This is a genomic window from Levilactobacillus tongjiangensis (assembly GCF_003946345.1).
GTDB classification, from domain to species: Bacteria; Bacillota; Bacilli; order Lactobacillales; family Lactobacillaceae; genus Levilactobacillus; species Levilactobacillus tongjiangensis.
In genome coordinates this window covers 65,784-91,011 of record NZ_RHNY01000007.1, presented here as the reverse complement: position 1 = coordinate 91,011, position 25,228 = coordinate 65,784, and the positions used below count along the sequence as shown (strand labels likewise).

Below are 25,228 nucleotides of genomic sequence, written 5' to 3'. Positions count from 1 at the left end.
TAGACGAAATTTTATCAAACATAGATTAAATGCTAACAAATCCAACTACTCGGCTTAAAACTTGGATAATCAAACAGTCGGACAATCAGTTGGCTGAAGTTCAGCACTACATAAGCCGGAAGTTGTCAGGGCGGGTTTCAGCAGTGAAAGTGGTGTTATCTCGGCGCTTTTTCCGAGGTTACACCACGGGACAAGCTTGGAGATTTGCGGGTTGAGCAAAGCTTCAAGTCGATCCGGAGGACCGCTTCTCAGGCCGCAGGCGATCCCCACGCCTGCCCTGGAACCTGGAGGCGTAATCAAAGACTAAAAATTAAGCCTGACGTTTTTCTAAGTAACGGGCAAGAACGGACAGCAGGTAACAAACGATAAAGTACATCACCGCAATAGCCACGAACATCGGAATGATGTAATTGGTGTTCTGCCCGTAAATGATCTGTGAACGGTACAACATTTCTGGTAACAGAATAATCGTTGCCAGGGACGTATCCTTCACCAACGAGATAAACTGACTCACGATAGCGGGAATCATCTTGTTCAACGCCTGTGGGAGCACAATGTACCAGAGTCCCTGCCAGTAAGTCAGCCCATTGGCTCGGGCCCCTTCCATCTGGCCGGGATCAACAGCCTGAATCCCTGAACGCACAATTTCTGCTAACATGGTGGATTCAAAGATGGTCATGGCCAAGATGGCCGCTGGAATAATTTCCGGTTTGACCCCCAGGTTTGGCAGGCCAAAGTACGTGAAGAACAAGATTAAAATCAACGGTAAGTTCCGAATGACATCGATAATGACCCCGATGATGGCGGACACATATTTAATTTTAACGTAGCGAATAATACCCAGAATGGAGCCAATGATAAAGCTACCAACGATGGACACGATGGAAACCAGCAACGTGATTCCCAGGCCCCCGAACAGGTAATGCAGGTTATCTGGGGAGTAAGCGCCAATAAAGTTTTGCAGCATATTTATTCTCCTCCCCTTAAGCCAAACGCTTTTCTAGGTAGCGCATGTAGTAACTGATAGGCAACGTGATAATCAGGTAGAGCACCCCAACTGAGGCGTACGCCGCGATAGTCTGCAAGGAATTAGACGCAATCACGTTCCCCTGATACATCAAATCGAAACCGCCGACAAAGGCCAACGTTGAGGAGTTCTTGACCAGGTTCACAAATTGATTGCCCAGTGGCGGAATCACGTAGCGAAAGGCTTGCGGCAAAATAATGAACCGCATGGCCTGCCAGAAAGATAACCCGTTGGCGCGGGCCCCTTCCATCTGACCAGGGTCAACCGACCCAATTCCGGCCCGGACCGTTTCAGCAATGAACGCTGACGTATAGAGTGTTAACCCAATCGTGCCGGCAGTAAACCCGTTCATTTTGATGACGTAGAGCGGGAACACCACGTAGAAGAACATCGTGATAACCAGCAACGGAATGTTCCGGAAAACCTCGATGTAGATCCGTGCAACGGCGCGACCAAACTTATTAGGGGATTCTTCCAGTAAAGCAAAGAACGTCCCAAGAATCAGACTGAAGACCAGTGCAATCACACTACATAACAGCGTTTGCCCTAGGCCATAGAGGAGTGTTCCTCCGTATGCTTGAAAGATATGAATCATTCTTTAGCCGCCTCCTCGTAGTCGAAGCCCTTCACGTTGTGGAACCATTTGTGAAGAATCTTGTTGTATTCGCCGCTAGCCCGGACCTGTTTCAACGCTTGATTGACAGCCAGTCTGAACTGCGTTTGGTTCTTATTGATGGCAATGCCATAAGGTTCGGAAACGAATGATCCCTTGGTAACTTCATAACCCGGGTTCTGAATGGACATCCCATACAGAATCCCATTATCAGTCGTCAATGCTTGGCCTTGACCGGACTTCAACGCCGTCATTGCTTGGGCGTAGTCAGTCAGTTGTAGGACCTTGGCGTTCGGCGCGACCTTGGCCACGTTTTGCACGGAGTCAGAACCCACGACCCCTAAGACGGTGGCCTTTTGTTCATTTAAATCTTTAACGTTTTTGATGCTACTGCCCTTCTTGACCAGTAATGATTGGCCCGCCAGGAAATATTGATCTGAGAAAGACACTTGCTTCCGCCGTTCTGGTGAAGGGGTCATGGTGGCCATAATGGCATCAATGTTACCGTTCTTCAGCATTGGGATCCGTGTCGAACTCGTTACTTGAATAAACTTTGCCTTGGCATTCTTGCCTAACATTTGCTTGGTCAACGCCTTAGCCAAATCAATTTCAAACCCTTTGATTTTGCCATCCTTCGTGTCTAACAATCCAAACAACCGGGTATCTGCTTTGACACCCCAGGTAACGGTCTTAGATTGTTGATCGGTCTTCAGCACGTTTTTGGACGCCAGTGACTGACTGCCACATGCCGTCACCATCACGGAGACCGCCACCAGAGTCAGCAAGAGGCCAAGATTTCGAATCAATCTTTTCATAGCTAAATTCCTCCCCTGATTAGTGTGTGATGATCTTGCTTAAGAATTGACGAGCACGTTCGTTGGTTGGCTCACCGTCAAAGAAAGTCTCCTTGCTATCATCTTCCAGAATCCGCCCGTCAGCCATAAAGATAACCCGGTTGGCCACTTCACGAGCAAAGCCCATTTCGTGGGTCACCACGAGGGACGTCATACTGGAGTCGCGGGCGATAGTCTTCATAACGTTCAACACATCATCAATCATTTCAGGATCCAACGCACTGGTTGGTTCATCGAACAACAGACACTTAGGCTTCATGGCCAGTGAACGCGCAATGGCGATCCGTTGCTGTTGCCCCCCTGAAAGCTGAGATGGCATCTTCGGTGCCTGGTCTGCTAAACCAACTCGGTCGAGCATTTCCATAGCGACCTTTTTGTTTTCCGCTTCACCACGGTGTAAAACAATGCGTGGCGAAAGCATAATGTTTTCGAGAATCGTCTTGTTCGCGTACAAATTAAAGTGTTGGAACACCATTCCCACGTTTTTCCGGATTCGATTAATATCCGTCTTGGGGTTGGCCAGGTCTTGTCCGTTAACGATCAGTTGCCCGTGACGAATCTGTTCCAGACCATTCACGGTCCGAATCAGCGTTGACTTCCCAGACCCTGAAGGTCCAATCAGAACAACGGTTTCACCGGCTTCAATCGTCAAATTAATGTTATGCAAGGCGTGAAAGCTGCCGTAGTACTTTTCCACGTTGTGAAATTCAATCATTGACATAAGTATTCCCTCCACTAGCTAAAGTATCGCCGTCAGGCCCGTATACTAGCGCCCTGTACTGGTTTTGACCACCAGATATAATAGTGTCTAAAATTTAGTTTAAACCAAAAAAATTACTCGGTCAAAGTAAACAGCTTTAAGATGGCCACCCCCGCTAACGATTAAACCTACCAAAATTTAGCCCCACCACGGGTTTGGTTCGTCTGAAAAAAATTGTGCGGTGACTATCTCAACGGGACCGTTTTCAATGATAATTCTCCTAAAGCTGGTGAATTGGACATCCGCCGGAGGAGGGTAGGGATTCCACCCGCTGTGGGGACGCTTCAGACTGGCAGAACACCAGTCTTCTCGCTCGATTTGAAGCCACGAAAACCACGTGTCTTCAAAGTCGCCCGTGCTGTAAGCTGGAAAGTCACCAGCCAACACCACTTTCACGGCTGGCTACATCCCTGCCCTCCTCCAGCTCTAATTGTAGTGTGACCATGCTTGTCCCTGCCTGGGGGCAGTTGAGCCACTTATGGCGGTACCATAGATAACAGACAGCCGACTGCAAAATACTGGGTGAGCCCAAATCCAGCGGCCAGTAAGGCGAAAAGACACGCTCATATTTTTGCCATAGCAAGTTCAGCCTTCAACTGCTAATAAAAAAGAGCCCGTCCCCGCTTTCACGGTTACGTGCTCTAATCAGTCATATTTTAATTAACTAGCTAAACTTAATGATGGTACCGCGATGTCCGCGTCATGGGCTCATCGTCATTCGACGTGGCCGCTGACGGTTCATCATAACGTTGCCGCCGACTTGACACCGTGGTGTCACCAGTCGCTGAGACATCATCGCTGTGCTTGTAGGCCAACTGAACCGCCACTTGGAAGTCATTGGGCTGTTCAATCAGGGAGGTCCGTCCCAAGACCTTGAACGGCCCACCAACCAAGGTTGCGTTGGCTAAGTACAGTTCGAATTGGTCACGCACATCCTGGACATCTTGCAGCCCCACCGTGCTAACCGAACCGACCCGTTGTTTCTCGGCCTGATTCATCCCAGCATAGACCACCAGTTGGTTACCTTCAGATTGCATCTCAAAGTAAGGAATCATGGCACCAGGACCGGACGCGTAAACGGGTTTGCCGTTCTTTTGCGTCTGTTCCATAATTTCACGTTCACCTAAGCCAGAGTAATCCATAGCTAGCAACTGATTCTGCTGCAAGCGCGTTGCCAACGTCTGGATATTTTGTGTTTCCACAGCAGAAGACTTTAACTTACCAGGTAAAATTTTCTTCTCATCGAAGTAGCCGTTGGCCGGAATATTCCGCCCACCACGCATGGCGTGATGCTTGCTATCTTCCAACTCAGCTTCCTTGGGTTTGATATGCAATAGCTTTTCAATCTTGGGCGAAATATCAAACGGTGCCTTTTTATCCGTGAAATAATAGATGGTGTTTAAATACTCAAAGTATAACAGGGCCAACGCAATCAATAGAATCAACAGTCCCCAGAACGGGTGACCATTTTGAAGGTAACGAATCCCGATATAGAACAGGTAAATATCCCCCAGCATCCCCAAAATAACGTAGATGCGGTTCTTGATCTTTACGCTGACGTTGATGTAGCCCAAGTAATGGTTGACCATATCAAGAAAACTTAACATAAATGATTCGCCCTCCTCTCTTATTGACCTGCACTGGTTGTGCCGTCGGTCGTATTAGCCGCCGAATGACTGTACGTCTGGGCACTCTGCGTGTCGTCAGTCGTATCACCAGTCGTGCTGCCACTGTCGGTGGTGTCATCCGTCGTATCATTGGTGTTGTTATTGTTGTTAGTCGCCGTTGAACTAGAGTTTTTCTTCTTAGACGTCGTCCCAGTATTCCCCGTTGTTGTCGCGTGGGATGATTCCGTATCAGAAGTCGTGTCCGCCGAAGAACTTTGCGTGTCCGTGGATGAACTGTCTGATGATTCATCGCTACTGCTGTCCTTCTTAGAAGAATCAGACTCCTTCTTACTACTGTCATCGCTGTCTTTCTTTTTAGAATCGTTCGATGATAGGCCACTAACTAATGATGAACTGGTGTTGGAAACCCGCGAGGCCCCTTCATTAGACTTGGTGACCGTGTTCGTCACCACGTTCGTTGCTCCGAGAGCCAGGGCCATCGAAACAATTGCAAATGGCGTGATAAAAGGTGGTGTCCGGTACGCCATGTGTCATTCCTCCTTACGTCTTTACCTAATTAGACTTCATTGTCCCACATTTAAGCCAAAAATCTCTCAAAATTCTCTTAATTTTTGACTAAGTCTTGGTCACTCACACCAGCTGCTTTGCATTCGGCACACAGACCATACAATTCGAAGCTGTGTCCCGTGATTTCAGCGCCAGGTAATTGATCCGTAAAAAAGTCCATCGGGCACATTTGTAACTCGATAACCTTCCCACAATGCTGACAAATAAAGTGGTGATGATGTTGGTGATGGAAGTCACACTGATACTTGACCCGCGCGCGTTCTTGTTCGGTGTTCTGTTCAACGATGCCCACCTCTTCAAATTCCTTGAGGTTGCGGTACACCGTGTTATGACTCATCCCCGGAAATTCCGTCCGCATGTAAGCATCCACAGCCACCACATCCGTGTAGTGGCCCTGGTTGGTCAGCAAAAACTCTAAGAGTGCGTGCCGTTGCTTGGTCAGCTTCAATTTATTGTTCCGCAAAATGGTCACAGCGGCGGTTAAAGATTCTGCCATGATGGGCGGCCTCCTTCATTGATTGATTACTTGTTCTTTTACTGTGGGTGTGTCCGCCTTGCCGGGCGCCAAATATGGGCTGGAACGGTGCCGGCACAACTTTGAGCCTCACCAACAACGTGAGTCTCAAAGCTTGGCCTTGTTCTAAGCCGTAAACGGCTAAGAACAACGAAGCGCCTGAGCCCATATTTGACGCCCTCTAGGCTGAAACTAGCCACAATTACAAAATTAACTAAGTTCAATGATTACTTAATTCACCAGTAACCGGCAAAAAATTATACCACCACCGTTAGCCGTGAGGGCGAGGGAAATAGGCTCAGCCGTGGCACTACCTTAGCACGGTGCTTTCCCGTGGTTAGGTAGAACCGAGTTTTGAGACCGCTCTTTGGCTCAAAATCGTGTTCACAGTGTTCCAGCCTATTTTCCTTGCCCGGTAAGGCGTAAACCTAACACACCCAAGGTAACAATATTTTGCCGAATTCCTTGTTAGTTTAGCATACTTAGGATGAAACTCAACTATCAGCTGCCTCAGACCGCTGAAGCCCTGCCATCAGCTCATCCAGCTTCACCTGAGTCTGTGCCCAGTTGTCATTGTTCAGCTGAATAGCGTGGCCTCGCAGCGCCAGTGGCATGGTCAGATCCCGATGGTATTCCGGACTGGCTAGCCGTTGCGCCATCATGGTCTCATCATCCCCCCGCTTGGAAAGGCGGTGAGCCAACTTGGCCGAGTCGCTGACCGTTAGGAAGAGGATCACTGCCTGTTCACCCAGTTGTTGCGCGTAGGTGATGGCACCCTTGCCATCCAAAACAATGGCCGTGAACGGTGCGCGTTTGAATCCCGCCGTGATGCCCTCCCGCGAGGAACCATAGTGATAACCTGCATACACCACCGATTCCAGGTAGTGATTCTTGGGAAAACTTTCTTCCGTTTCAAAGTAGTAGTCCGTCCCATCAACTTCGCCCTGACGGGGTGGTCGGGTGGTGTGGGTAATGATCTTGGTAACTGGATAGTGACTGACCAAATAATCTTGGACGGTCGTCTTACCGGTCCCAGTTGCACCGGTAATCACGATGACCTTATTCTCCATCCTGCGCGTCCCCCGTCAGATAGTCATTCGCCATTGATAACAGGCTCTTCAAATTATCAAAAGTCAACTTATCATGGGCCGTGGCAAAGTCAAACCAGCCATATTCACTGATTTCTTCCACCTGCCGTTTGATCTGTACGTCGCCAGGAACTAGCGCCGTGTAGAGAACCACGTGTTTGTGATGACCGTTTTTCATATCGTAATCTAAGTCCGCGTGGAATTCCGGATTGATGGCGACCTCTAAACTAGTCTCCTCCCGAATCTCTCGAACGGCCGTTTCAATGTCACTCTCAGTACCTTCGACGTGGCCCTTGGGAAATCCCCAGAAATTACTGGTGGCACTCTTTAATAATAAATATTGCGGTTGGTCGTTTTCCAAACGGTAGACCACTGCACCGCTGGCTCTTTCGGTAATCATGGCTATTTGCCTCCTCATTTCACTCATACTGGCTCTATTTTAGAACGAAAACGAAGCGCGTGGGGTAATTTTATCTGACTTTCGGTAAAAGTCTACCCAACTCTCATTGACTTTTAATTTAAGTCTAGGGTACACTATCCGAGATATCACCGTTTTGACACGGACGGGATTCACCTATTAATATGGAAGAAAACGTTTTCTTTTTATTAACTTAACCGGTCATTTAACCATTGTGACATCAACTTTGGCCACAATTTGCTATCATCTTTTTTTAAACTAATTCTTTCATTAGATAGATGACCCCATCGTGTTACCTACATAAGGAGGCTTTTTAATGGCTATTTCGCGAATTTTTCGGCGCGAACGCTTAGATAATTATTTAAAGAGTGACCAACACTTTGCCAAGACCATGTCAGCAAAGGATCTCATGTCACTCGGAATTGGGGCCGTCATCGGGACCGGGATTTTCATTCTCCCCGGTACAATCGCCGCCCAGTACAGTGGGCCCGGCATTGTCCTGTCGTTCCTGTTGGCCGCCATCGTCTGTTCCACCGCGGCCATGTGCTACGCCGAGTTTGCCTCCGTTCTACCCGTTGCTGGTTCCGCCTATTCTTACGGGAACCTGGTCTTCGGCGAAATCATCGGCTGGATTCTTGGCTGGGCGTTGATCCTAGAGTACGTCCTCGCCGTCGCGGCGGTCGCCAATTCGTTTGGTGCCTATTTTAATTCGTTTCTAGCCGGCTTCCACCTCAGCCTCCCCACGGCCGTCACCGGCCCCTACGACCCCGCACACGGGACGTACGGGAACGTGGTCGCCATCTTAGTGGTACTCTTCATCAGCTGGCTGTTAAATCGGGGGATGCGTGAATCCATGCGGATCAACAACCTGATTGTCTTCGTTAAGATTGCCATCATCATCCTCTTCGTTATCGTCGGCGTTTTCTACGTTAAGCCCAGCAACTGGCAACCCTTTGCCCCCTTTGGGACTAAGGGGATTCTGCGGGGCGCTTCAACCGTCTTCTTTGCTTACCTCGGCTTTGACGTGGTTTCTGCCTCAGCTGCCGAAGTGAAAAATCCTAAGAAGAACATGCCCATCGGAATCATCGGCACCCTCATCGTAGCGTCCGTGCTCTACATGCTGGTTGCTGTGGTTCTCACCGGGATGGTCCACTACACCCGGTTGAACGTGGCGGATCCGGTCGCATTTGCGCTGACCCTGGTTCACCAGAACTGGACCTCCGGGATCATTTCTTTGGGTGCACTCGCAGGGATGTTCACCATGATGGTCACGATGATCTACAGTTCTTCACGATTGATCTACTCGATTGGCCGAGACGGCCTGCTGCCCAAGTTCCTCGGCAAAATTGACGACCAAACGGGAACGCCCAAGAACAGTCTGGCGGTCATCACCATCGTTATCGCCCTGCTAGGTGGCTTCGTGCCACTGGCCCAGCTGACCAACCTGGTCAACATTGGTACTCTGGTGGCCTTCCTCTTCGTTTCCTTTGGGATCATTCGGCTGCGGCATCTGCCCAACCTGCCCCAAAACTCTGGATTCAAGGTCCCCTGGTATCCCGTCCTACCAATCATTTCTGGCTTACTGTGTTTCGGCATGATGCTTCAATTACCCGCTGAAACTTGGATTGCCTCCACGATTTGGTTTGCCTTAGGACTTGTCATTTACTTCAGCTATGGTTTACACCACAGTCGACTCAACGACCAAGAAGATTAATAGTTACTTTGCAAAATTGATAAGGTAGGCGAAATTTATGCGTAACCAACAATTTGCCATTCGGCCCACAGCACCTGCTCAGGCCCTCGACGAACTTCACATGATTCACTTTTTAGATGATACCAATCAGACCCTCACGACCCCCAGTCAACTGCTCTGGGACTTCTATGATCGTAGCTGGCCAGAATTTACCACCGATCAACGGGTAAGCCAACAGCTCCACAACCTAATGGCCACCCCTGACAGGGACGGTGCTGACTTCTTAAGCCAGCACGATGCCGTTCCCGTCACCGTATTTTACAACTTAGCTCTGCAACGGCTGGGCTTCACTGTCGGCGACGACTTTGACCTCGCTGACCCGCTGGTAGCTATGGCGAAAATCCAGCTGCCCGTCAGTGATCACCAGGCCGCTAATTTTACGATGGCCGAGTTGAAGCAAGCTTGGTACCTGCTTCTAACGACCCACACTAAAAATGGTCAGTCTTTCTTAGACCACCTGACGACCCACGGCTACTTTGCACCATTCCTCCACGATGCCGCTGTCACCAAGCCACTGATTTTTAATGGTAAAGCCCAGGCCGTCTTCGACACGACTCAGTTGATTCGTGAAGTCGTTTACGTCGAAAGTCCCCAGGATACGGACCACGATGGTAAACGGGACCTGCTAAAGGCCGAAATCTTGCGGCCGGCGGAAACTGCCGCTGGGTTAAAGGTCCCCGTTCTCTACACTGCTAGTCCTTACAATCAGGGGACAAACGACGAGGCTGGTGACCAGATGATGCACGATGTCAACGTACCCCTGACACCGCAAGAACCCAACCATCTAACGCGTGAGGATGTGTTAGCTGAACCAGATACGACGCCAATTCCCGCTCCTCGTCCCGTGACGACTTCGACCACCACGGCCACGGAAAGCTTTGCCCGGGAAAGTTCCTACACGTTAAACGACTACTTCTTGGCTCGTGGATTTGCCATCGTCTACGCTGCTGGAATTGGTACGCTGGATTCTGACGGCCTCCGCACCACTGGGGACCCTGAGGAAACCACATCCACCATAGCAATCATCGAATGGTTAGCGGGTAATCGCACTGCCTTTACCAGCAGAGAAGCCACCCAGGCGATTCCCGCTTGGTGGAGCAATCACGCCATCGCCATGACCGGCCGTTCCTACCTGGGAACGCTGGCCACGGCCGCCGCGACGACCGGAGTAGCCGGTCTGAAGACGGTCATCAGTGAAGCTGCTATTTCCAACTGGTACGACTACTACCGTGATGGTGGTTTGGTCGTTGCCCCCGGCGGTTTCCCCGGTGAGGATGCGGATGTACTGGCCGAGGAAACGTTCAGCCGTCAACTGCAAGCTGGCGACTACCACCGCATTCAGGCCAAGTGGCAGGCTGACCTGGCTGCCATTACCAGCGGCCAAGACCGGACGACTGGCAGCTACAATCGCTTCTGGGACGCCCGCAACTACCTGAAGAACGCGAAGAATATCAAGGCTGATTTGTTACTGGTCCATGGCCTGAACGACTGGAACGTGAAACCCCGCAACGTGAACAACTTGTGGAACGCTGTTCGCGACTTGCCCGTTACCAAGAAGCTGATTCTTCACCAGGGCCAACACATTTATATCAACGCCTTTCGCTCGATCGACTACACCGACATCGTCAACCTGTGGCTGACCCACGAGCTGCTGGACGTCGACAATCAGGCTGAAACATTGTTGCCAAACGTCATTATTCAAGACAACGTGCAACCCGAAACTTGGCACAGTTATGAAGACTGGGACGCGCCAACTAACCCCGTCACCACGTTGAACCTGCAGCCAGAGGAATTGGTCGCCACGACCAACGCCCCCCTCAAGGCAGCGGTCAGCTTTAACGACCAATTGCCAGATGCACAGTATCAAGCGTACACCCACGACGTTACCAGTTGGCAACGAGACCTGTTAAACGACGATTCCCCACTGAAGGGCCACCGGTTACGGTTCAAGTCGGCCGTCCTGACCAAGGATCAAGTCCTCGATGGAAAGCCAACCATCACCTTAGAGGTCGCCGTTAACCAACCCGTTGGTCTCCTGAGTTTTCAGCTGGTCGACTATGGCGAGGCTAAGCGGCTAGGCGTTTCACCCACCCCACTTCGCGTATCATTAGACGAAGGATTCCACTGGCGCGAAGATAGCCTGCGTGAATTTCAGACGACAGCCCCTACGCCCTGGAAGATGATTACCAAGGGTCACCGCAACCTACAAAATCGGACCAACGCCTACCAGATTGATGAGCTGAAACCGAACCAGTTCTATCGCTTACGGGTAACCCTTCAGCCAACTCACTACCGTTTGTTAGCGGGTCACCAGTTAGGATTGGTCATCTACGCTACGGACTTTGGTATGACTGTGCGGGGAAACCAGGACCTGCAGTACTCCATCAACTTGGAACACGCAGCGCTGGAATTACCCCATTTGGCTGAATAATCAGTTTTCAATCATGAATGGGTCTGGGACAAAAGTCCCAGGCCCATTTTGCACTCCGAACGTCTATGGTCGAAACGTGCGACAACAGGCAGTCAACTCCGCTTAACCCCGATAGACAAACAATCCAAAATCGGGATTATTCGTCTATCGACGTTAATGCTCATTGACTAACCGCCTTCTGTCCCACTCTCATTCATTACAGAGAAGTCGGTTTCGATTTTGAGACAACAGTGATAGAATAATAATAACTTAATTAGAAACGGGGGATCTTCCATGAAACAAGGCACCACGATTATTACGTTAGACAACGGCTACCATCTCTGGACCAACACCCAAGGCACCGGTGATATTCACCTGCTGGCACTACACGGTGGCCCTGGTGGTAACCACGAATACTGGGAAGATACCGCGAAACAATTAGCTAAACAGGGACTTAACGTTCAGGTCCACATGTACGACCAACTTGGCTCATGGTACTCAGACCAACCTGACTTCAGTGACCCTGAAACCGCTAAGAAGTACCTGACTTACGACTACTTCTTGGACGAAGTTGAAGAAGTTCGTCAAAAATTAGGTATCGACAAATTTTACCTGATTGGCCAATCATGGGGTGGCGCTTTAGTTCAAATGTACGCTGCCAAGTATGGTCAACATTTAAAGGGTGCCATCATTTCGTCCATGGTTGATAACATCGATGAATACGTTGAAAGCATCAACCATATTCGAGAAACCGCACTGTCTGCCGACCAAGTTGCTTACATGAAACAGGTTGAAGCTGATGGCAACTACGACGACCCTAAGTATCAGAGTTACGTGGACATCTTAAACGATGGCTACGTGGACCGGAAGAAGCCCGCTGCCATTTCCCATTTGATCAGCACGATGGCTACCGACGTTTACGGTGCTTTCCAAGGTGATAACGAATTCGTCATCAAGGGTAAGCTGAAGGAATGGAACTTCCGTGAACACTTGAAGGAAATCAAGGTTCCAACCCTGTTGACCTTTGGTGAACACGAAACCATGCCAATCGCTACTGGTAAGAAAATGGCTGAACTCATCCCCCACTCACGTTTCGTAACGACGCCTGAGGGTGGTCACCATCACATGATCGACAACGCACCGGTTTACTATGACCATTTGGCAACGTTCATCCGCGACGTTGAATCTGATAATTTTAACGCTTAATTTCTTTGTTATGAAGGTTCGGGACTGTTTGGGTCTCGAGCCTTTTTTAGTTTCTCTGCCGCGGGCGTCATCCCTGACTTCTTCCGGCTACAAAGTCTTGTTAATCTGGCACTATCGCTGAAAGTTTCTAAAGCCTGTAAAAGAAAAAGCGCTATAAACTCGGAAAAGAGTTTATAACGCTAATTTGTATTTAACTTAATCAAAACTGACATCCACACCGAAGTCTAAACAGTACGACTTTGACCGCTGAACTTCACGTATATTAAGCTCAGCGACCAGATGAATTTATAATAGCCATCCCGCACATCTCGCTCTTCCGTAAGCACTGACATCAATATAAACCACCAGTCCGGACGAACGGGGGGCGTACACGGCCAACCGCATAAACAAAAAAGCCTGGACAAAATGTCCAGACTTTCAGTCGTTGCTGACTAGTGCACCACAACTTTCATTCCAGTAGGAACGTTGTTGTAGACCCACTTCGCATCGGCAACCGACAACCGCACACACCCGTGTGAGGCGGCCGACTTACCTAATTCTTCGGCTTCACTCTTAATATAATTTCCGTTTGCGTCCGTTGGCACTGTATGGAACAGGTAGATACCATGGTCCTTCCAGGAGACCCAATACTTGGCGCCTTCCCCGGAAGACTGGTTGTAGAAGAACTTGCCCCGTTCCTCCTGAATTGCAAAAGTTCCGTGCGGCGTGCCATTCTTCTTACCGGTTCCCGTCGAACAGTACATGGTGTAGAGCACCTGACTGCCATCCTTAACGTACACCCGTTGCCGGCCAGTATCGACATCTAGCCAAGCATTCGGATGCTGTTTCAGATTGGGATAAGCCTTATCTTCTGACGGTTCACGCCAGTTAATTGTTTTTGCTTCTGCGCTAGGCTGTTTGGCCGCGGTCTGCGTGGTGCGAACCGTGGCAGTGTTCGTAGCCTTGTGGAAGATGCGACTGATGCCGACACCCGCCGCAATCACTAACACGACAATGACGAGGAGCTGCCTAAATCGTCTCATGATTTTCCGTCCTTTATCCTTCGATTTTCTTAACCACAGTTAACTGTAACGGATTTTTCTGAAAAAGGGAACGCCTTTTACGAAAACGTAATAAGCCCGCAACCTAATTTTCAGCGGAATTTTTTAAACTGAGCTTTTCAACGTTTAAAATCTTATCCACTAAGCCGGTGTAGAAACTGGCCTCATGGCTAACGATGATGGCATTACCGTTAAAGTTCAGGATAGCCTGCTTCAGCGCCTGCTTGGTTTCATCGTCCAAATGGTTCGTCGGTTCGTCCATGATCAAGAAGTTAGCGGGCTCGAATTCCATCATGGCCAGCTTGACCTTGGTCTGTTCCCCACCGGAAAGTTCCCCGATTGGTTTCATGGCGTTGGCCGAATCTAACCCACACTTAGAAAGCTTAGTCCGAATTGCCTTTTGAGGCAACTTTTCGTACTTGGCTTGGATAATTTGTAAGGGGGTCTGTTGATTGTTATCCCAAACTAAGTCCTGGCTGAAGTAACTGATTTTAGCGGAAGGTGAGAAATGTGCTTCTCCACCCTTGGCTTTGATCAGCCCCAGAATGGACTTGATCAGAGTTGATTTACCAACCCCGTTGAACCCGGTCAGGCCAACCTTTTGGTTAGTCGTCACGGAGAACGTTACGGGTTTCAACAGTGGCAGCTCGTACCCAACGGAAAGTTGGTCAACCACCAAGGCGTTTTGCGAGCCCGTTTCCTGATAAGGGAAATCGAAATGGGCTTGCACGTTCGTCGAAGGTGGATCGACCCGGTCGATCCGGTTCAGCATCTTTTCACGTGACTTAGCCATGGTCGACTTCGACCCGGCCTTGTTCTTTCGAATAAAACGTTCGGCCTTCTCGATTACGACCTGTTGCTTGTCAAACTCACGCTGTTGAGCCTTTTCGCGTTCGCCCCGTTGCCGCATGGCCTGCTTGAAGTTCCCCCGGTATTTCGTGATTGCCCCAAATGCCACGTTGATGATGCAGTTCGTCACGTTTTGCAGGAAGTCATAATCATGGGAGATGATCAACGCTGCCCCGTCAAAGTTATTAAGGTAGTCTTCCAACCAGGAAATGTGGGCAACGTCCAGGTAGTTGGTCGGTTCGTCCAAAAGAATCACATCTGGATTTTCCAACAACAATTTGGCCAAAATAATTTTGGACCGTTGCCCACCAGACATCTTAGCGACTTCGTGGTCCCGACCAATGTCATCGAGTCCTAGTCCGGAGATGACCCGTTCAATTTCCGTTTCAATGTCGTAAAAGTTCCGGGCGTCCAGCTGTTCTTGAATCCGGCCGGCCCGCTCCAGTAGCTTGTCTTCCATAGTTTCCGCATATTCCGTGTACATGGCCGTCATCCGGTCATTCATTTCGTACAGGTCAGCGTAGGCTGTATGGAGGAAATCAATCAGCTGCATGCCTTCAGGAATGTCAGCGTATTGGTCCAAGTACCCAATGTGGGTCTTCTTTTGCCATTTCACTGAGCCAGTCAATGGGAGCTCCTGGCCCGTAATAATCTTGATCAATGTGGATTTTCCCACACCGTTTTGCCCCACAACACCCATGTGTTCACCCTTGTTCAAGGTGAAACTGGCGTTTTCGTAGAGCTTCTTGTCGGCGAAGCTCATGCTTAAGTCGTCGACTTCTAATAATGGCACGTTTAGTCCCTTCCCTTCTTCTCTCACGCAGAAAAAAGCCCTGACACGGTCAAGGCCTTTATTCATAACATATATTGGTAGTAATTTACCACGAAAAGCCCAGTTACGTCAACTTGATGGTTTAGGGACCGATGGCAATCTATGCTATAATGGGTGAAATTTATTGCCTAAGGACTGACTATCTATGAATATTCGTAACATTGATCACCTCACCCTCACCGTGAGTGATATTGAACGCTCCGTGCGTTGGTACCACGAAGTATTCGACCTCCCCATCATTGAATTTGATGACGGTCGGCGTGGGGTCAAAATCGGCAAACAAAAACTCAATTTCCAACAGAGCGACGAACCCCACTTGCCAGTCGCTAAGCATCCCACGGTTGGGGCTGCGGACTTTGCCATCATCGCCACGGACCCATTGGCCAACATTTTGTCTCATCTGACCAACTACGCGGTGGAAATCATCGACGGTCCACTGCCTAAGCAAGGGGCCCTTGGCAACATGACCTCTATCTACGTTCGCGACCCAGATGAAAACTTAATTGAAATCGGCAAATACGATAAATAAGTGATAAGGAGGCCCCTCAGTTAGATGAATACGTTAACGAAAATGGGGCGGGATCTGGGTGACTGGCTCTTACGCAGTCTGCGTTGGATCGGCTTCATCTTTATTTACCTGGTCGACAGCTTGATTCTCGACCTGGCTACCACCCACGCCAGTCAACCCAACCTAGCCAACCGGTTGGTCGGTGCCATGCTGATTTATTCGGCTCTGTTGCTAGCTTTTCTAGCCTGGCGCTACAATAAACAGCTGCGCGCTAATAACCCTCGCGGCTTTGGCCGAACCAAACTGACGAGCCAGCGATTCTGGCAACTCATGGGATTCTTCGTCCTGATGATGGCCATCCAACGGCTTTGGATCGTACTGACCAGTCTCCACATTCTGAGTAGTCCCGCCAACCAAACGGCCATCAATCAGCAGGTCATGCAATTTCCATTTTGGAACCTGGCCTACGCAATTCTCTTCGCTCCATTCGTCGAGGAAATGATTTTTCGCGGAATCTTCCTGAACTACTTTTTCAGCAAAAATACCAGGCTCATGAACTTCTTGGGCGTCCTGGTCTCGGGCCTCATCTTTGGCTTCATGCACGCGAACAACATCTCATTTACGCTGCTGATGTACTCCGCCCTCGGGTGGGTCCTGGGGATCGCGTACCTGCATTTCAAAGACGTTCGGTATAGTACTGCGTTGCATTTTCTCAACAATTTAATGTCGCTCATATAACCCTAAACACATGAAAGGTGAGGTCGCCACTTGGCGGTCCTCACCTTTTTGTTTGCTTTAAATTATCGCTTCCGGTTGGCAGGGATGGCGCCTGCTGTGGGGACCGGAGCAAGCCTAAAAGGCGGTCTTGCTCCTCGACTTAAAGCCCCCGCCAAGAACGCGCGGTCTTTAAGCTCGTCCCGTGATGTAGAACCGGGAATCCCACCCGCTTCAACATCACCGTCACAGCCGCCACCATCCCTGCCAACCTCAGGCTAAGATTTACTGTAAATCAAAGACAATTTGCTGTCGACATCTTAAACAATTGGCTACAGTCGCCAACCATGCAGAAAACATTACTAGATGTTTTTGGTCAGGCCACGCCCACCGATAGTCTGAACCGTTCTAATCAGCCAACCGCGTACAAAAGAGTGACTACCAATAACTCCTGACACATCCACCGGCAAGTAGCTCCAATTCATCGTACCAGCATCACTCACACCCACTGCCACCAAGTAAGAATCATGACACGGTTCCCACTCTACTGACGAACCTACAGTCACATTGAAGTCGGAGGCAGCCAGATGTTACGCTGTGTCGAGCTAGTTAGTCAGCGTTCTGGGCTGGCTTACTAGCTGGGCCGACCTCACAGACTCGGGGTTTTCGAGGCTGCGAGGCGAGGTCGAAGACCGCTCTTTGGCTTCGACCGGGCCCAACAGCGTGGCACCTGGCGGCCGCAGGCGGCTCCCCACCACTAACACCACAACTATTCAGCAAACAGGGCCATCAGTTCGTCTTGCCGAAGATTTTGCTTCTCGGCACCGCGGACATCTAGCTTGACCTGCCCATCTTGTACCATGACGAGTCGGTTGCCATAGGTCAATGCGTCACTCATTTTATGGGTAATCATCATGGTTGTTAAATGATTCGTTTCGACAATCTTTTGTGTCAGCTCCATCACCTTAGCACTGGTTTGTGGATCTAACGCCGCCGTGTGTTCATCTAGCAGCAGCAATTCCGGATGACTCAATGTTGCCATTAACAGGGATAGCGCCTGACGTTGCCCACCAGATAAGTACTTCACCTGCGTCGTCAGTCGGTCTTCCAAGCCCATTTGTAAGGGCCGTAATAGGTCCTGATACGCGGCCTCTTGCTTCGCGTTGCGGTACAAATGGAGACTCATACTATGTGTATGCCGCTGAGCCAGTGTTAAATTCTGTGCCACACTCAGCTCACCCGCCGTCCCCATCTTAGGGTCCTGGAAGACACGGGATAACCATTTGGCCCGGTATGCCACAGACTTTTTGGTCACGCTGTGTCCGGCCAACGTGAGGTCCCCCGCATCTGCCGTTAACGTCCCCGCAATCGTGTTCAGGAGGGTTGATTTCCCAGCCCCATTATTCCCAATGACTGAAACAAAGTCTCCCGGCTCAATCGTCAGGCTCACGTTCTTTAAGACGTGCCGTTCATTTGGTGTCCCGGGAAAGAAGACCTTCTGGAGATGCTTGACGCTTAAGACTGCTGATTGGTTCTGCTTCATGTTCATCGGCTCCTAACTGTTTGAGGTAACGTTTAAGTTGTTGACGCGTCCGGTACTTGTTACGAATGATCGGCAGGCAAATGACAATGACTAAGATTCCCGCCGAAAGAATTTTGAGGTCGTCGACTGGAAAACCTAACCCCATCGCCACTGTCAATAAGTAGCGGTAGATGATGGCCCCCAGAACCATGGCGGACAGCCGTAACCAAATCTGCCGGCCCCGTAAGAAGATTTCACCGACCAAGACCGAGGCCAGGCCAATCACGATGGTCCCAATTCCCATCCCGATATCAGCGTAGCCGTTGCTTTGCGCAATCAGGGCACCGGATAAGGCGATACACCCGTTGGAAACCATGTAGCCAATAATGACCATCCGGTCCGTGTAAATTCCGTTGGCTGAGCTCATAGCCGCGTTGTTCCCAGTGGCCATTAAGGACAATCCTAACCGCGTCTTGAACAACCAGATCAAGACAGCCACCACGACCCCCGTGACCAGTGCGCCGACGACAATCGTTTGCAAATCGACCGACCACGTCGCTGGTAAGTAGTTGGTCAACACTTTCTGTGATAACAGCGGCACGTTAGACTTACCCATGATGTGCATGTTGACAGAGTACAGCCCGGTCATCGTCAAAATACCGGCGAGTAAGGATGGCATGTGTAGCTTGGTGTCGAGGATACCGGTGACCCAACCGGCCACACAACCAGCGAGGAAGCCCAGTAAACTGGCAGTGACTGCGGACTGACCACTCAACATGGCGCTGACCGTCACAGCCGCCCCCAAAGGGAAGCTCCCCTCGGTGGTTAAATCGGGAATATCTAAGATGCGGAACGTGATGAAAACGCCGATGACTAGGGGTGCCCACAGGAGGCCCTGCCCGATACTGGTGATTAACATAGAAGTTACCCCTTTCTAAGGTTTCGTAATTTGACTAGGCTTCATGCCAATTGCTTTGGTGTTGGTCTGGTTAATGTATAAGTGCAATTTCTTAGATTCTTGAACGGCCATGTTTTGTGGCTTCTTTTTGTTGACTAAGACGTCGTAGGCCATCTTCCCGGTCTGCTTGCCCAAGTCGTAGTAGTTGATGCCGTAAGTAGCGGTCCCACCATCTTGCGCCATTTCAATCGATCCAGTGACGACTGGTAACTTGGCAGCCTTAGCCTTTTGGCCGATGGTCTTCATGGCACTTGCCATCAAGTTGTCGGTTGGTAAGTAGAGACCGGATACCTTGCCGGTCAAGCCAGCCAACACACTGGTAACATCGTTGGTGCTAGTGGCGCTGACAATTTTCAAATTCAAATGATGTTTCTTGGCGTACGCCTTAGCAATCTTCACTTGTAGGACGGAATTTTCTTCCGAAGAGTTATACATCACCCCCAGTGGCTTGTTGCCTTTGGCCATGCTAGCCAATAACTTGAGTTGCAGGCCCACCGGCGTCATATCACTCGTTCCACTGACGTTGGTCTGCGGCTTGCTGTTAGATTTGACCAGCCCAGCTGACTTTAAATCAGTCACAGCGGTGACCAACGTTGGTGTGGTCTTCGTCTTCTTGGCTAAGGCTTGAGCGGCCGGGGTGGCGATACCAACTAATAAATCATTCTTTTGTTGAACCAATTGTTGACTCATGGTATTCAAGTTAGCTTGATCACCCTGTGCGTTTAAGTAGTGGTAGGTCACCTTAGTCGACTTGTGATGGGCCTTCAATTCCTGCTTCAAACCGGCTTTGAATCCTTGCCGAGCCTCGTCGAGTGACCCGTGCTGCACGACCTGCAACATCCCAACCTTTAAGTTGCCGTTGCTGGCGGTCGACTTGCTGGAACACCCTGCTAAAACCAATCCTAAACCTAATAAGGCAATGCCACTCATAAGTAATTTTTTCATAATCAATTCCTCCAAGAATATGTGATTTCGTTGTCGTCCCGGTCACGGAACGTTATTTAGTTAAGACTAATTGGTAAATTTATAACCAGTTTCCAGTGCGGTAACCCTGCGTCCAGGGCTGCCAGAAAAACAAAAAACACCAGATAGATTCTGAGTAGAATCTACCTGGTGTATATCGGGCCCGATATTATTTCTCCAGATAGATTAACCCGTATCTATCTGGCGCTAAGTCATGCTGAAAAACTTTAGCTAATCGATAGATACAAACGCAATTGTGCGGTGCGTTCGTATCCAACGAAATGAATACAAACGCTATCTAAAGAAAAAGCTAAAGGCAAACTGGTTATTTAAATGAGTTAGGCTGATTAATTTCATAAGTCATAATCCCTTTCATTTATCAATTTACAATTACCAGTTAACCATTTTGAAATGGGCCTGTCAACCCTAATTTTAATTTAATTCTCATTTTCAGGAGCTAGCAGGCTGCGATAATCTTGGCACCAAGCAAGGCCCATGGCACCATCACCGACGTGAACACCAAAACTAGGGCCAATCAAAGCCGTCTCGAAAGTCACGGTAGGAAAGCGTTCTTGAGCGGTCTCTACCCATTGTGCGGTGGTCTCCGGTTGGTCAGCGTTCAGAATTGTTGCCTTGACCGGAGCGACCCCAGCAATGTCGGTTGCCAAATCATCTAAGAAATCGCTGAGAGCCCCTTTCAACCGCAAAGCACTCCCAGCGACCCGCATTTTCCCGTTCGATTCGAAGACCAGAATCGGTTTGCCGGGTAAAATTGGTGCCGGACCAGGACTATGGCTAGGATTTACCGCACCGGTCCGTAACAGTGGCTTAATGGAGTCAATCACAAAGGCACTGTGGGTGGTGGCCCGCAGCTTCGTCAACTGCTCAAAGATTTCATCGATGGTAGCCCCCCGGTCGGCCAAAGCCGCAACTAAGCGAACCTGTTCACCCATGGTGGTTAAGATACCGCGTGAATCCCAGGGATGCACGTGGACGCTAGTGATGTTTTCCACGAACGCGGCCAGCGTATTCACAAAGCCCGAAATACCAAGTGATGGCCCAATGATGATGACGTCAGTCACCCCATTTTGAGCTAACTCAGCACAAGCCGCCTGAATCGTCTGCATGGACAATTGCGGTGCGGTTGGCACCATTTTTTTAGACTTAGATAGCCGCATCAACCGATAATAATCCGCGGTACTCAAGTCTTCGTACTCGTGATACTGCCGGTTACCAAACATGATTGGTGCTGATAACAGGTGGATGTGTCGTTGTTTAGCCTCATCAAAGGCAATACCGGCCGACGTGTCCGTCAGGATTGCAATCTTCATGAGCAGCCTCCTTGCTGTACTGATTCAAAATTGTTTTAAGTATTGTAATTGTAATGGTCGCGCTCCGGCGGACAGGTTGGGGCCTGCGGTGGGGACGCTTCAGCCTGAGAACCGGGCTTCTCGCTCGATTTGAAGCCAGGAGAACCCACCTGTCTTCAAAGTCGCCCATGCCGTAAGCTAGCAACCCACTAACTAACGCCATTTTCACATTTGGCCCCAACCTGCCCGCCTCCGGCTTAACTTGTGCTTAACCATCAACCGTTATCGTCCAGTATACCAAAAATTGGGTGACGACCAACAATAATTTCAGAGCGGTTTAGTGCAACCGGGTAACAGCACATTTGTCAGCACAGACACCTCTGAAAGGCAGTCAGTATTCCCTTCATCCATCAATGCAGCTTACTGTTATAGAAACAATCATCACGATGGCCCGTAATTTTCAACGCATAACTAATTGTCATCAGCTCAAAGTAGCCGCAGGTGACTGGGACTGGGGACCGCAGTGACAACAGTGTTGCCTGGCGTTTTGGGCCAGGTTACACTGTGGGACGGCTAGGAGACTCGGGGCATTATCCGAGGCTTCTAACCGAGGGGCAAGACCGCTTCTCAGGCTTGCGCCGGTCCCCACAGCGGTCCCCAGTCCCGGCCACCGGAGGCGGGCAACTCAGCCACCCCACCAACACCACTTTCAAAAAAATGAAAATTAAGGTTGACGGTCTTTAAGCAATGCCGTACACTAAATTTAATCAAAACGGAAGGAAGGAAAGTTATATGCAAATGTCTGCGATTGAACTTAATGGACGTTGGCAAAGCCGGTAATCAAGTCTCATCAGTGTTGATGCGACTTGAGCTCCCAGAGCGATTCTCGCATCTGCGCCGGCTAACTTTCTGATGCAATAGCCCGCACGGATGTTTACTATCCGGTTTTGCGGGCCTTTTTCTTTGGGCACCCGGCCGGACTGGGTGCCCTTTTTGTATCGACTGCCAATTCCAGAATAAGTGAGGTTGATTAGAAAATGAAACGACTATACGGACTCATTGCCATTTTACTTGTTTTTCTCGGTTTCGCCTTTGTTCAAGAGAAACACCAAACAGCTCAGAAAGCCAAGGTACCAACAGTCGGTATCTTACAACTCCTTTCCCACCCGGCCCTGGATGCCATTCATAAAGGGATCATTCACGGGTTAGCTGAAGAGGGTTACCACGTTGGTAAGAACGTGAAGATCGACTTTCAAAACGCGCAAAATGATCAGAGTAATCTGAAAACGATGAGCGCCCGCTTCGTCAACGAGAACGCCGATGCCATGATCGGCATTGCCACACCATCCGCGCAAGCGCTGGCCAATGCCAGTTCTAACATCCCCGTCGTTCTCGGAGCCATCACCGACCCTGAGGGTGCCCACCTGGTCAAGAGCAATGAACATCCTGGTAATAATGTCACCGGGGTCTCTGACCAAGCACCACTCAAGTCACAATTAAAATTGATTCAAAAAATCATGCCAAATATGAAGACGTTAGGTATCATCTACACTTCATCTGATGACTCAGCCACCGCGCAATATCACCAATTCGCAGCGCTTTGTAAACAACAACACGTGACGCTGAAGGCCTACTCCATCGCGAACACCAACGACTTAAACCAAGTTGCCCAACAGATGGTCAGCCAAGTCGACGCCGTTTACGTGCCAACCGACAACACCGTGGCCAGTGCCATGCAGACGTTGGTCTCCACGGCCAATGCCAAGAAGGTCCCCGTTTTCCCAGCCGTCGATACGATGGTCAAGGCCGGTGGATTAGCAACGTTGAGTATCAACCAATACAAGCTCGGCGTTCAAACGGGTAAGATGACTGCCGCTATTTTAAAGGGTAAGAAACCTGCTGACACACCAATCGAGTTTGAACGCAAGGGTGAAATGACCATTAACTTATCACAAGCCAAGAAGCTGGGTATCACGTTGCCAGCATCAGTTGTTAAAGAAGCTAAAGAACATGGGGAGGTCTTCAAATGAGTTTAGCAGTATCCGCAATCGGGCAAGGCCTACTCTGGGCCGTCCTCGGGGTTGGGTTATACCTGACCTTTAGAATTCTAGATTTTGCTGACATGACCGTTGAAGGCACGTTCCCCTTGGGAGCGGCTACGGCTGTTGCTGCCATTAGTAACGGGATGAACCCGCTCCTCGCCACATTATTGGCCTTCGCCATTGGCGCCATTGCTGGGTTCATCACCGGTCTGCTCTACACCAAGGGTCACATTCCTATTTTGTTGGCCGGCATCTTAGTCATGACCGCCTGCTACTCAGTTAACTTACGAATCATGGGTCGGGCCAACGTTTCCTTGTTAGGGAAATCCACGTTGTTTAAGAACCACTTCTTGGCCTCCCTGCCCCAATACTTCGACAGCGTTGTGTTAGGTGCGGTCGTCATGATCGTCATCACGACCCTGGTCATCTACTTCCTACAAACGGAACTCGGCCAAGGTTTCATCGCCACTGGTGATAACCAGACGATGGCCCGGTCACTCGGCATCAACACCGACAACATGAAAATCAGGGGACTGATGGTCTCCAACGGGTTAATCGCCTTCGGGGGCGCCCTAGTTGCTCAAAACAACGGCTACTCTGACGTCAACATGGGTATCGGCATCATCGTTATCGCCCTGGCCTCCATCATCATTGGTGAAGTGGCCTTCGGTGACTTGACTCTGAATCAACGACTGGTTGCGGTCACCCTGGGGAGTATTCTTTACCGATTCGTCCTCCTGCTGGTTCTCAAGCTGGGTTTCAGCGCCAACGACCTCAACCTGATTTCTTCCATCATTCTGGCCATCTGCATGATGCTGCCAGTCTTCAAGAACATTTTCAACTTCAAGCACATTTTGAAACGGGGGTTGGATACCAATGACTAAACCATTACTAGAGCTTAAAAACGTGGTCTTAAAGGTTAATCGCAACACACCAGAAGAAATTACGATTCTGGACCACCTCAACCTCACCATTAATGCCGGCGATTTCATCACCGTGCTGGGTTCTAACGGAGCGGGAAAGTCAACCCTGTTTAACGCCATTGGGGGCGACCTCAGTATCGACAGCGGTCAGATTCTTCTCAACGGTAAAGACATCTCCCACGATTCCGTGGAAAAGCGGACTAGTTTTCTCGGTCGCGTCTTCCAGGACCCAAAACTAGGAACAGCTCCTCGAATGACCGTTGCCGAAAACCTGTTGCTTGCTGAACGCCGGGGACAGCGGCGGGGCCTCATACCCCGTAATTTAAACCGGCACATGGCCCACTACAAGGAACTGACGGCCACCATGCACAACGGCCTCGATGAACGGTTGACGACGGCCACCGGTAACCTCTCCGGTGGTCAACGCCAAGCATTGAGCTTCCTGATGGCCACCCTCAAGCGTCCTGAAATCCTGTTACTGGACGAACATACAGCGGCTCTTGACCCCCGGACTGGCCAGGATTTGATGCACCTAACCAACGAGCGGGTCTCCCAAGACAATCTGACCTGTTTAATGATCACCCATCACATGGAAGACGCCCTGACCTACGGTAACCGACTGATTGTCCTACACCACGGCAAGGTCACTTACGACGTGGCGGGCGACAAGAAACAAGCCCTGACTAGCGAACAACTCTACAGCTTCTTCGCTGAGATCGAATAGGAGCT

23 protein-coding genes are annotated in these 25,228 nt (G+C 49.9%); 8 read left to right on the top strand and 15 right to left on the bottom strand.

Translation table 11 applies throughout. The features are described 5' to 3' along the window. Positions 1–310: 310 nt before the first annotated feature. The 9 genes from EKM75_RS05650 to EKM75_RS05610 form a co-directional block, all read right to left on the bottom strand. Positions 311–964, bottom strand: a complete 654-nt coding sequence (locus EKM75_RS05650; RefSeq protein WP_191988796.1) for an amino acid ABC transporter permease — start codon at positions 962–964, stop codon at positions 311–313. 19 nt (positions 965–983) lie between these two features. Further along, entirely contained in the window at positions 984–1,622 is a 639-nt protein-coding gene (locus EKM75_RS05645) for an amino acid ABC transporter permease (protein WP_125692838.1), read from the bottom strand. After that, on the bottom strand, positions 1,619–2,455 hold the full coding sequence (locus EKM75_RS05640) for a transporter substrate-binding domain-containing protein (RefSeq protein WP_125692836.1): 837 nt from the start codon (positions 2,453–2,455) through the stop codon (positions 1,619–1,621). Before EKM75_RS05640 ends, EKM75_RS05645 begins: the two co-directional genes overlap by 4 nt. A gap of 19 nt (positions 2,456–2,474) precedes the next feature. Beyond that, entirely contained in the window at positions 2,475–3,215 is a 741-nt protein-coding gene (locus tag EKM75_RS05635; protein ID WP_125683163.1) for an amino acid ABC transporter ATP-binding protein, read from the bottom strand. A gap of 713 nt (positions 3,216–3,928) precedes the next feature. Next, positions 3,929–4,861 carry a DUF6681 family protein gene (locus tag EKM75_RS05630; protein ID WP_125692833.1) on the bottom strand — a complete coding sequence of 311 codons (933 nt, stop codon included), beginning with the start codon at positions 4,859–4,861 and terminating at the stop codon, positions 3,929–3,931. A 20-nt stretch (positions 4,862–4,881) separates the two neighbouring features. Continuing rightward, the gene (locus EKM75_RS05625) at positions 4,882–5,409 is read right to left on the bottom strand and encodes a hypothetical protein (protein WP_125692831.1); all 528 of its coding nucleotides are present in this window, start codon (positions 5,407–5,409) and stop codon (positions 4,882–4,884) included. A 77-nt stretch (positions 5,410–5,486) separates the two neighbouring features. Next, a complete protein-coding gene (locus EKM75_RS05620; RefSeq protein WP_125683157.1) occupies positions 5,487–5,945 on the bottom strand; it encodes a Fur family transcriptional regulator in 459 nt (152 codons plus the stop codon). 512 nt (positions 5,946–6,457) lie between these two features. After that, positions 6,458–7,033, bottom strand: a complete 576-nt coding sequence (locus EKM75_RS05615) for a nucleoside/nucleotide kinase family protein (RefSeq protein WP_125692829.1) — start codon at positions 7,031–7,033, stop codon at positions 6,458–6,460. Further along, a complete protein-coding gene (locus tag EKM75_RS05610; protein WP_125692827.1) occupies positions 7,023–7,451 on the bottom strand; it encodes a bis(5'-nucleosyl)-tetraphosphatase in 429 nt (142 codons plus the stop codon). Before EKM75_RS05610 ends, EKM75_RS05615 begins: the two co-directional genes overlap by 11 nt. A gap of 334 nt (positions 7,452–7,785) precedes the next feature. Here EKM75_RS05610 and EKM75_RS05605 point away from each other — a divergent pair, with 334 nt between their 5' ends. The 3 genes from EKM75_RS05605 to EKM75_RS05595 all read left to right on the top strand — a co-directional run bounded on the left by EKM75_RS05605 (position 7,786) and on the right by EKM75_RS05595 (position 12,838). Then, positions 7,786–9,183 carry an APC family permease gene (locus EKM75_RS05605; protein WP_125692825.1) on the top strand — a complete coding sequence of 466 codons (1,398 nt, stop codon included), beginning with the start codon at positions 7,786–7,788 and terminating at the stop codon, positions 9,181–9,183. Between the two features lie 37 nt (positions 9,184–9,220). Then, complete coding sequence (locus tag EKM75_RS05600) at positions 9,221–11,653, top strand: Xaa-Pro dipeptidyl-peptidase (protein ID WP_125692823.1); 2,433 nt, start codon at positions 9,221–9,223, stop codon at positions 11,651–11,653. Between the two features lie 273 nt (positions 11,654–11,926). Next, positions 11,927–12,838 carry a proline-specific peptidase family protein gene (locus tag EKM75_RS05595; protein ID WP_125692821.1) on the top strand — a complete coding sequence of 304 codons (912 nt, stop codon included), beginning with the start codon at positions 11,927–11,929 and terminating at the stop codon, positions 12,836–12,838. Positions 12,839–13,269: 431 nt separating this feature from the next. Here the strand turns inward: EKM75_RS05595 and EKM75_RS05590 are convergent, their stop codons facing one another. Further along, the gene (locus EKM75_RS05590; RefSeq protein WP_125683145.1) at positions 13,270–13,860 is read right to left on the bottom strand and encodes a L,D-transpeptidase; all 591 of its coding nucleotides are present in this window, start codon (positions 13,858–13,860) and stop codon (positions 13,270–13,272) included. A gap of 103 nt (positions 13,861–13,963) precedes the next feature. Then, on the bottom strand, positions 13,964–15,520 hold the full coding sequence (locus EKM75_RS05585; RefSeq protein WP_125692819.1) for an ABC-F family ATP-binding cassette domain-containing protein: 1,557 nt from the start codon (positions 15,518–15,520) through the stop codon (positions 13,964–13,966). Between the two features lie 184 nt (positions 15,521–15,704). Here EKM75_RS05585 and EKM75_RS05580 point away from each other — a divergent pair, with 184 nt between their 5' ends. Together EKM75_RS05580 and EKM75_RS05575 are read left to right on the top strand one after the other, a co-directional pair. Beyond that, positions 15,705–16,088, top strand: coding sequence for a VOC family protein (locus EKM75_RS05580; protein ID WP_125692817.1), 384 nt, complete (start codon positions 15,705–15,707; stop codon positions 16,086–16,088). A 24-nt stretch (positions 16,089–16,112) separates the two neighbouring features. Next, positions 16,113–16,805, top strand: coding sequence for a CPBP family intramembrane glutamic endopeptidase (locus EKM75_RS05575; protein ID WP_225426665.1), 693 nt, complete (start codon positions 16,113–16,115; stop codon positions 16,803–16,805). Positions 16,806–17,550: 745 nt separating this feature from the next. On the opposite strand, the gene EKM75_RS05570 is transcribed toward EKM75_RS05575, so the two are convergent. From EKM75_RS05570 to EKM75_RS05555, 4 genes are all read right to left on the bottom strand, one after another. Further along, entirely contained in the window at positions 17,551–18,324 is a 774-nt protein-coding gene (locus EKM75_RS05570) for an ABC transporter ATP-binding protein (RefSeq protein ID WP_125692815.1), read from the bottom strand. Continuing rightward, positions 18,251–19,222 (bottom strand): ABC transporter permease, encoded by a 972-nt coding sequence (locus EKM75_RS05565; protein ID WP_125683139.1) that lies wholly within the window; start codon positions 19,220–19,222, stop codon positions 18,251–18,253. Before EKM75_RS05565 ends, EKM75_RS05570 begins: the two co-directional genes overlap by 74 nt. 15 nt (positions 19,223–19,237) lie before the next feature. Further along, positions 19,238–20,206, bottom strand: a complete 969-nt coding sequence (locus EKM75_RS05560; RefSeq protein ID WP_125692813.1) for an ABC transporter substrate-binding protein — start codon at positions 20,204–20,206, stop codon at positions 19,238–19,240. A 455-nt stretch (positions 20,207–20,661) separates the two neighbouring features. Next, a complete protein-coding gene (locus EKM75_RS05555; protein ID WP_125692811.1) occupies positions 20,662–21,555 on the bottom strand; it encodes a DegV family protein in 894 nt (297 codons plus the stop codon). A 1,016-nt stretch (positions 21,556–22,571) separates the two neighbouring features. On the opposite strand from EKM75_RS05555, the gene trpX reads away from it, so the two are divergent. Genes trpX through EKM75_RS05540 form a run of 3 tightly spaced genes read left to right on the top strand, consistent with a single transcriptional unit; the run spans position 22,572 to position 25,223 of the window. Beyond that, positions 22,572–23,564 carry a tryptophan ABC transporter substrate-binding protein gene (trpX, locus tag EKM75_RS05550; protein ID WP_125692809.1) on the top strand — a complete coding sequence of 331 codons (993 nt, stop codon included), beginning with the start codon at positions 22,572–22,574 and terminating at the stop codon, positions 23,562–23,564. Then, entirely contained in the window at positions 23,561–24,460 is a 900-nt protein-coding gene (locus tag EKM75_RS05545) for an ABC transporter permease (protein WP_125692807.1), read from the top strand. The genes trpX and EKM75_RS05545 overlap by 4 nt, the downstream gene beginning before the upstream one ends. Continuing rightward, on the top strand, positions 24,453–25,223 hold the full coding sequence (locus EKM75_RS05540) for an ABC transporter ATP-binding protein (RefSeq protein WP_125692805.1): 771 nt from the start codon (positions 24,453–24,455) through the stop codon (positions 25,221–25,223). Before EKM75_RS05545 ends, EKM75_RS05540 begins: the two co-directional genes overlap by 8 nt. Positions 25,224–25,228: the final 5 nt, after the last annotated feature.

Bases quoted from the DNA above. Each gene is read 5' to 3' on its own strand.
- EKM75_RS05645 (WP_125692838.1), bottom strand. From the start codon at position 1,622: ATGATTCATATCTTTCAAGCATACGGAGGAACACTCCTCTATGGCCTA.
- EKM75_RS05640 (WP_125692836.1), bottom strand. From the start codon at position 2,455: ATGAAAAGATTGATTCGAAATCTTGGCCTCTTGCTGACTCTGGTGGCG.
- EKM75_RS05635 (WP_125683163.1), bottom strand. From the start codon at position 3,215: ATGTCAATGATTGAATTTCACAACGTGGAAAAGTACTACGGCAGCTTT.
- EKM75_RS05630 (WP_125692833.1), bottom strand. From the start codon at position 4,861: ATGTTAAGTTTTCTTGATATGGTCAACCATTACTTGGGCTACATCAAC.
- EKM75_RS05625 (WP_125692831.1), bottom strand. From the start codon at position 5,409: ATGGCGTACCGGACACCACCTTTTATCACGCCATTTGCAATTGTTTCG.
- EKM75_RS05620 (WP_125683157.1), bottom strand. From the start codon at position 5,945: ATGGCAGAATCTTTAACCGCCGCTGTGACCATTTTGCGGAACAATAAA.
- EKM75_RS05615 (WP_125692829.1), bottom strand. From the start codon at position 7,033: ATGGAGAATAAGGTCATCGTGATTACCGGTGCAACTGGGACCGGTAAG.
- EKM75_RS05610 (WP_125692827.1), bottom strand. From the start codon at position 7,451: ATGATTACCGAAAGAGCCAGCGGTGCAGTGGTCTACCGTTTGGAAAAC.
- EKM75_RS05605 (WP_125692825.1), top strand. From the start codon at position 7,786: ATGGCTATTTCGCGAATTTTTCGGCGCGAACGCTTAGATAATTATTTA.
- EKM75_RS05600 (WP_125692823.1), top strand. From the start codon at position 9,221: ATGCGTAACCAACAATTTGCCATTCGGCCCACAGCACCTGCTCAGGCC.
- EKM75_RS05595 (WP_125692821.1), top strand. From the start codon at position 11,927: ATGAAACAAGGCACCACGATTATTACGTTAGACAACGGCTACCATCTC.
- EKM75_RS05590 (WP_125683145.1), bottom strand. From the start codon at position 13,860: ATGAGACGATTTAGGCAGCTCCTCGTCATTGTCGTGTTAGTGATTGCG.
- EKM75_RS05580 (WP_125692817.1), top strand. From the start codon at position 15,705: ATGAATATTCGTAACATTGATCACCTCACCCTCACCGTGAGTGATATT.
- EKM75_RS05575 (WP_225426665.1), top strand. From the start codon at position 16,113: ATGAATACGTTAACGAAAATGGGGCGGGATCTGGGTGACTGGCTCTTA.
- EKM75_RS05570 (WP_125692815.1), bottom strand. From the start codon at position 18,324: ATGAAGCAGAACCAATCAGCAGTCTTAAGCGTCAAGCATCTCCAGAAG.
- EKM75_RS05565 (WP_125683139.1), bottom strand. From the start codon at position 19,222: ATGTTAATCACCAGTATCGGGCAGGGCCTCCTGTGGGCACCCCTAGTC.
- EKM75_RS05560 (WP_125692813.1), bottom strand. From the start codon at position 20,206: ATGAAAAAATTACTTATGAGTGGCATTGCCTTATTAGGTTTAGGATTG.
- EKM75_RS05555 (WP_125692811.1), bottom strand. From the start codon at position 21,555: ATGAAGATTGCAATCCTGACGGACACGTCGGCCGGTATTGCCTTTGAT.
- trpX (WP_125692809.1), top strand. From the start codon at position 22,572: ATGAAACGACTATACGGACTCATTGCCATTTTACTTGTTTTTCTCGGT.
- EKM75_RS05545 (WP_125692807.1), top strand. From the start codon at position 23,561: ATGAGTTTAGCAGTATCCGCAATCGGGCAAGGCCTACTCTGGGCCGTC.
- EKM75_RS05540 (WP_125692805.1), top strand. From the start codon at position 24,453: ATGACTAAACCATTACTAGAGCTTAAAAACGTGGTCTTAAAGGTTAAT.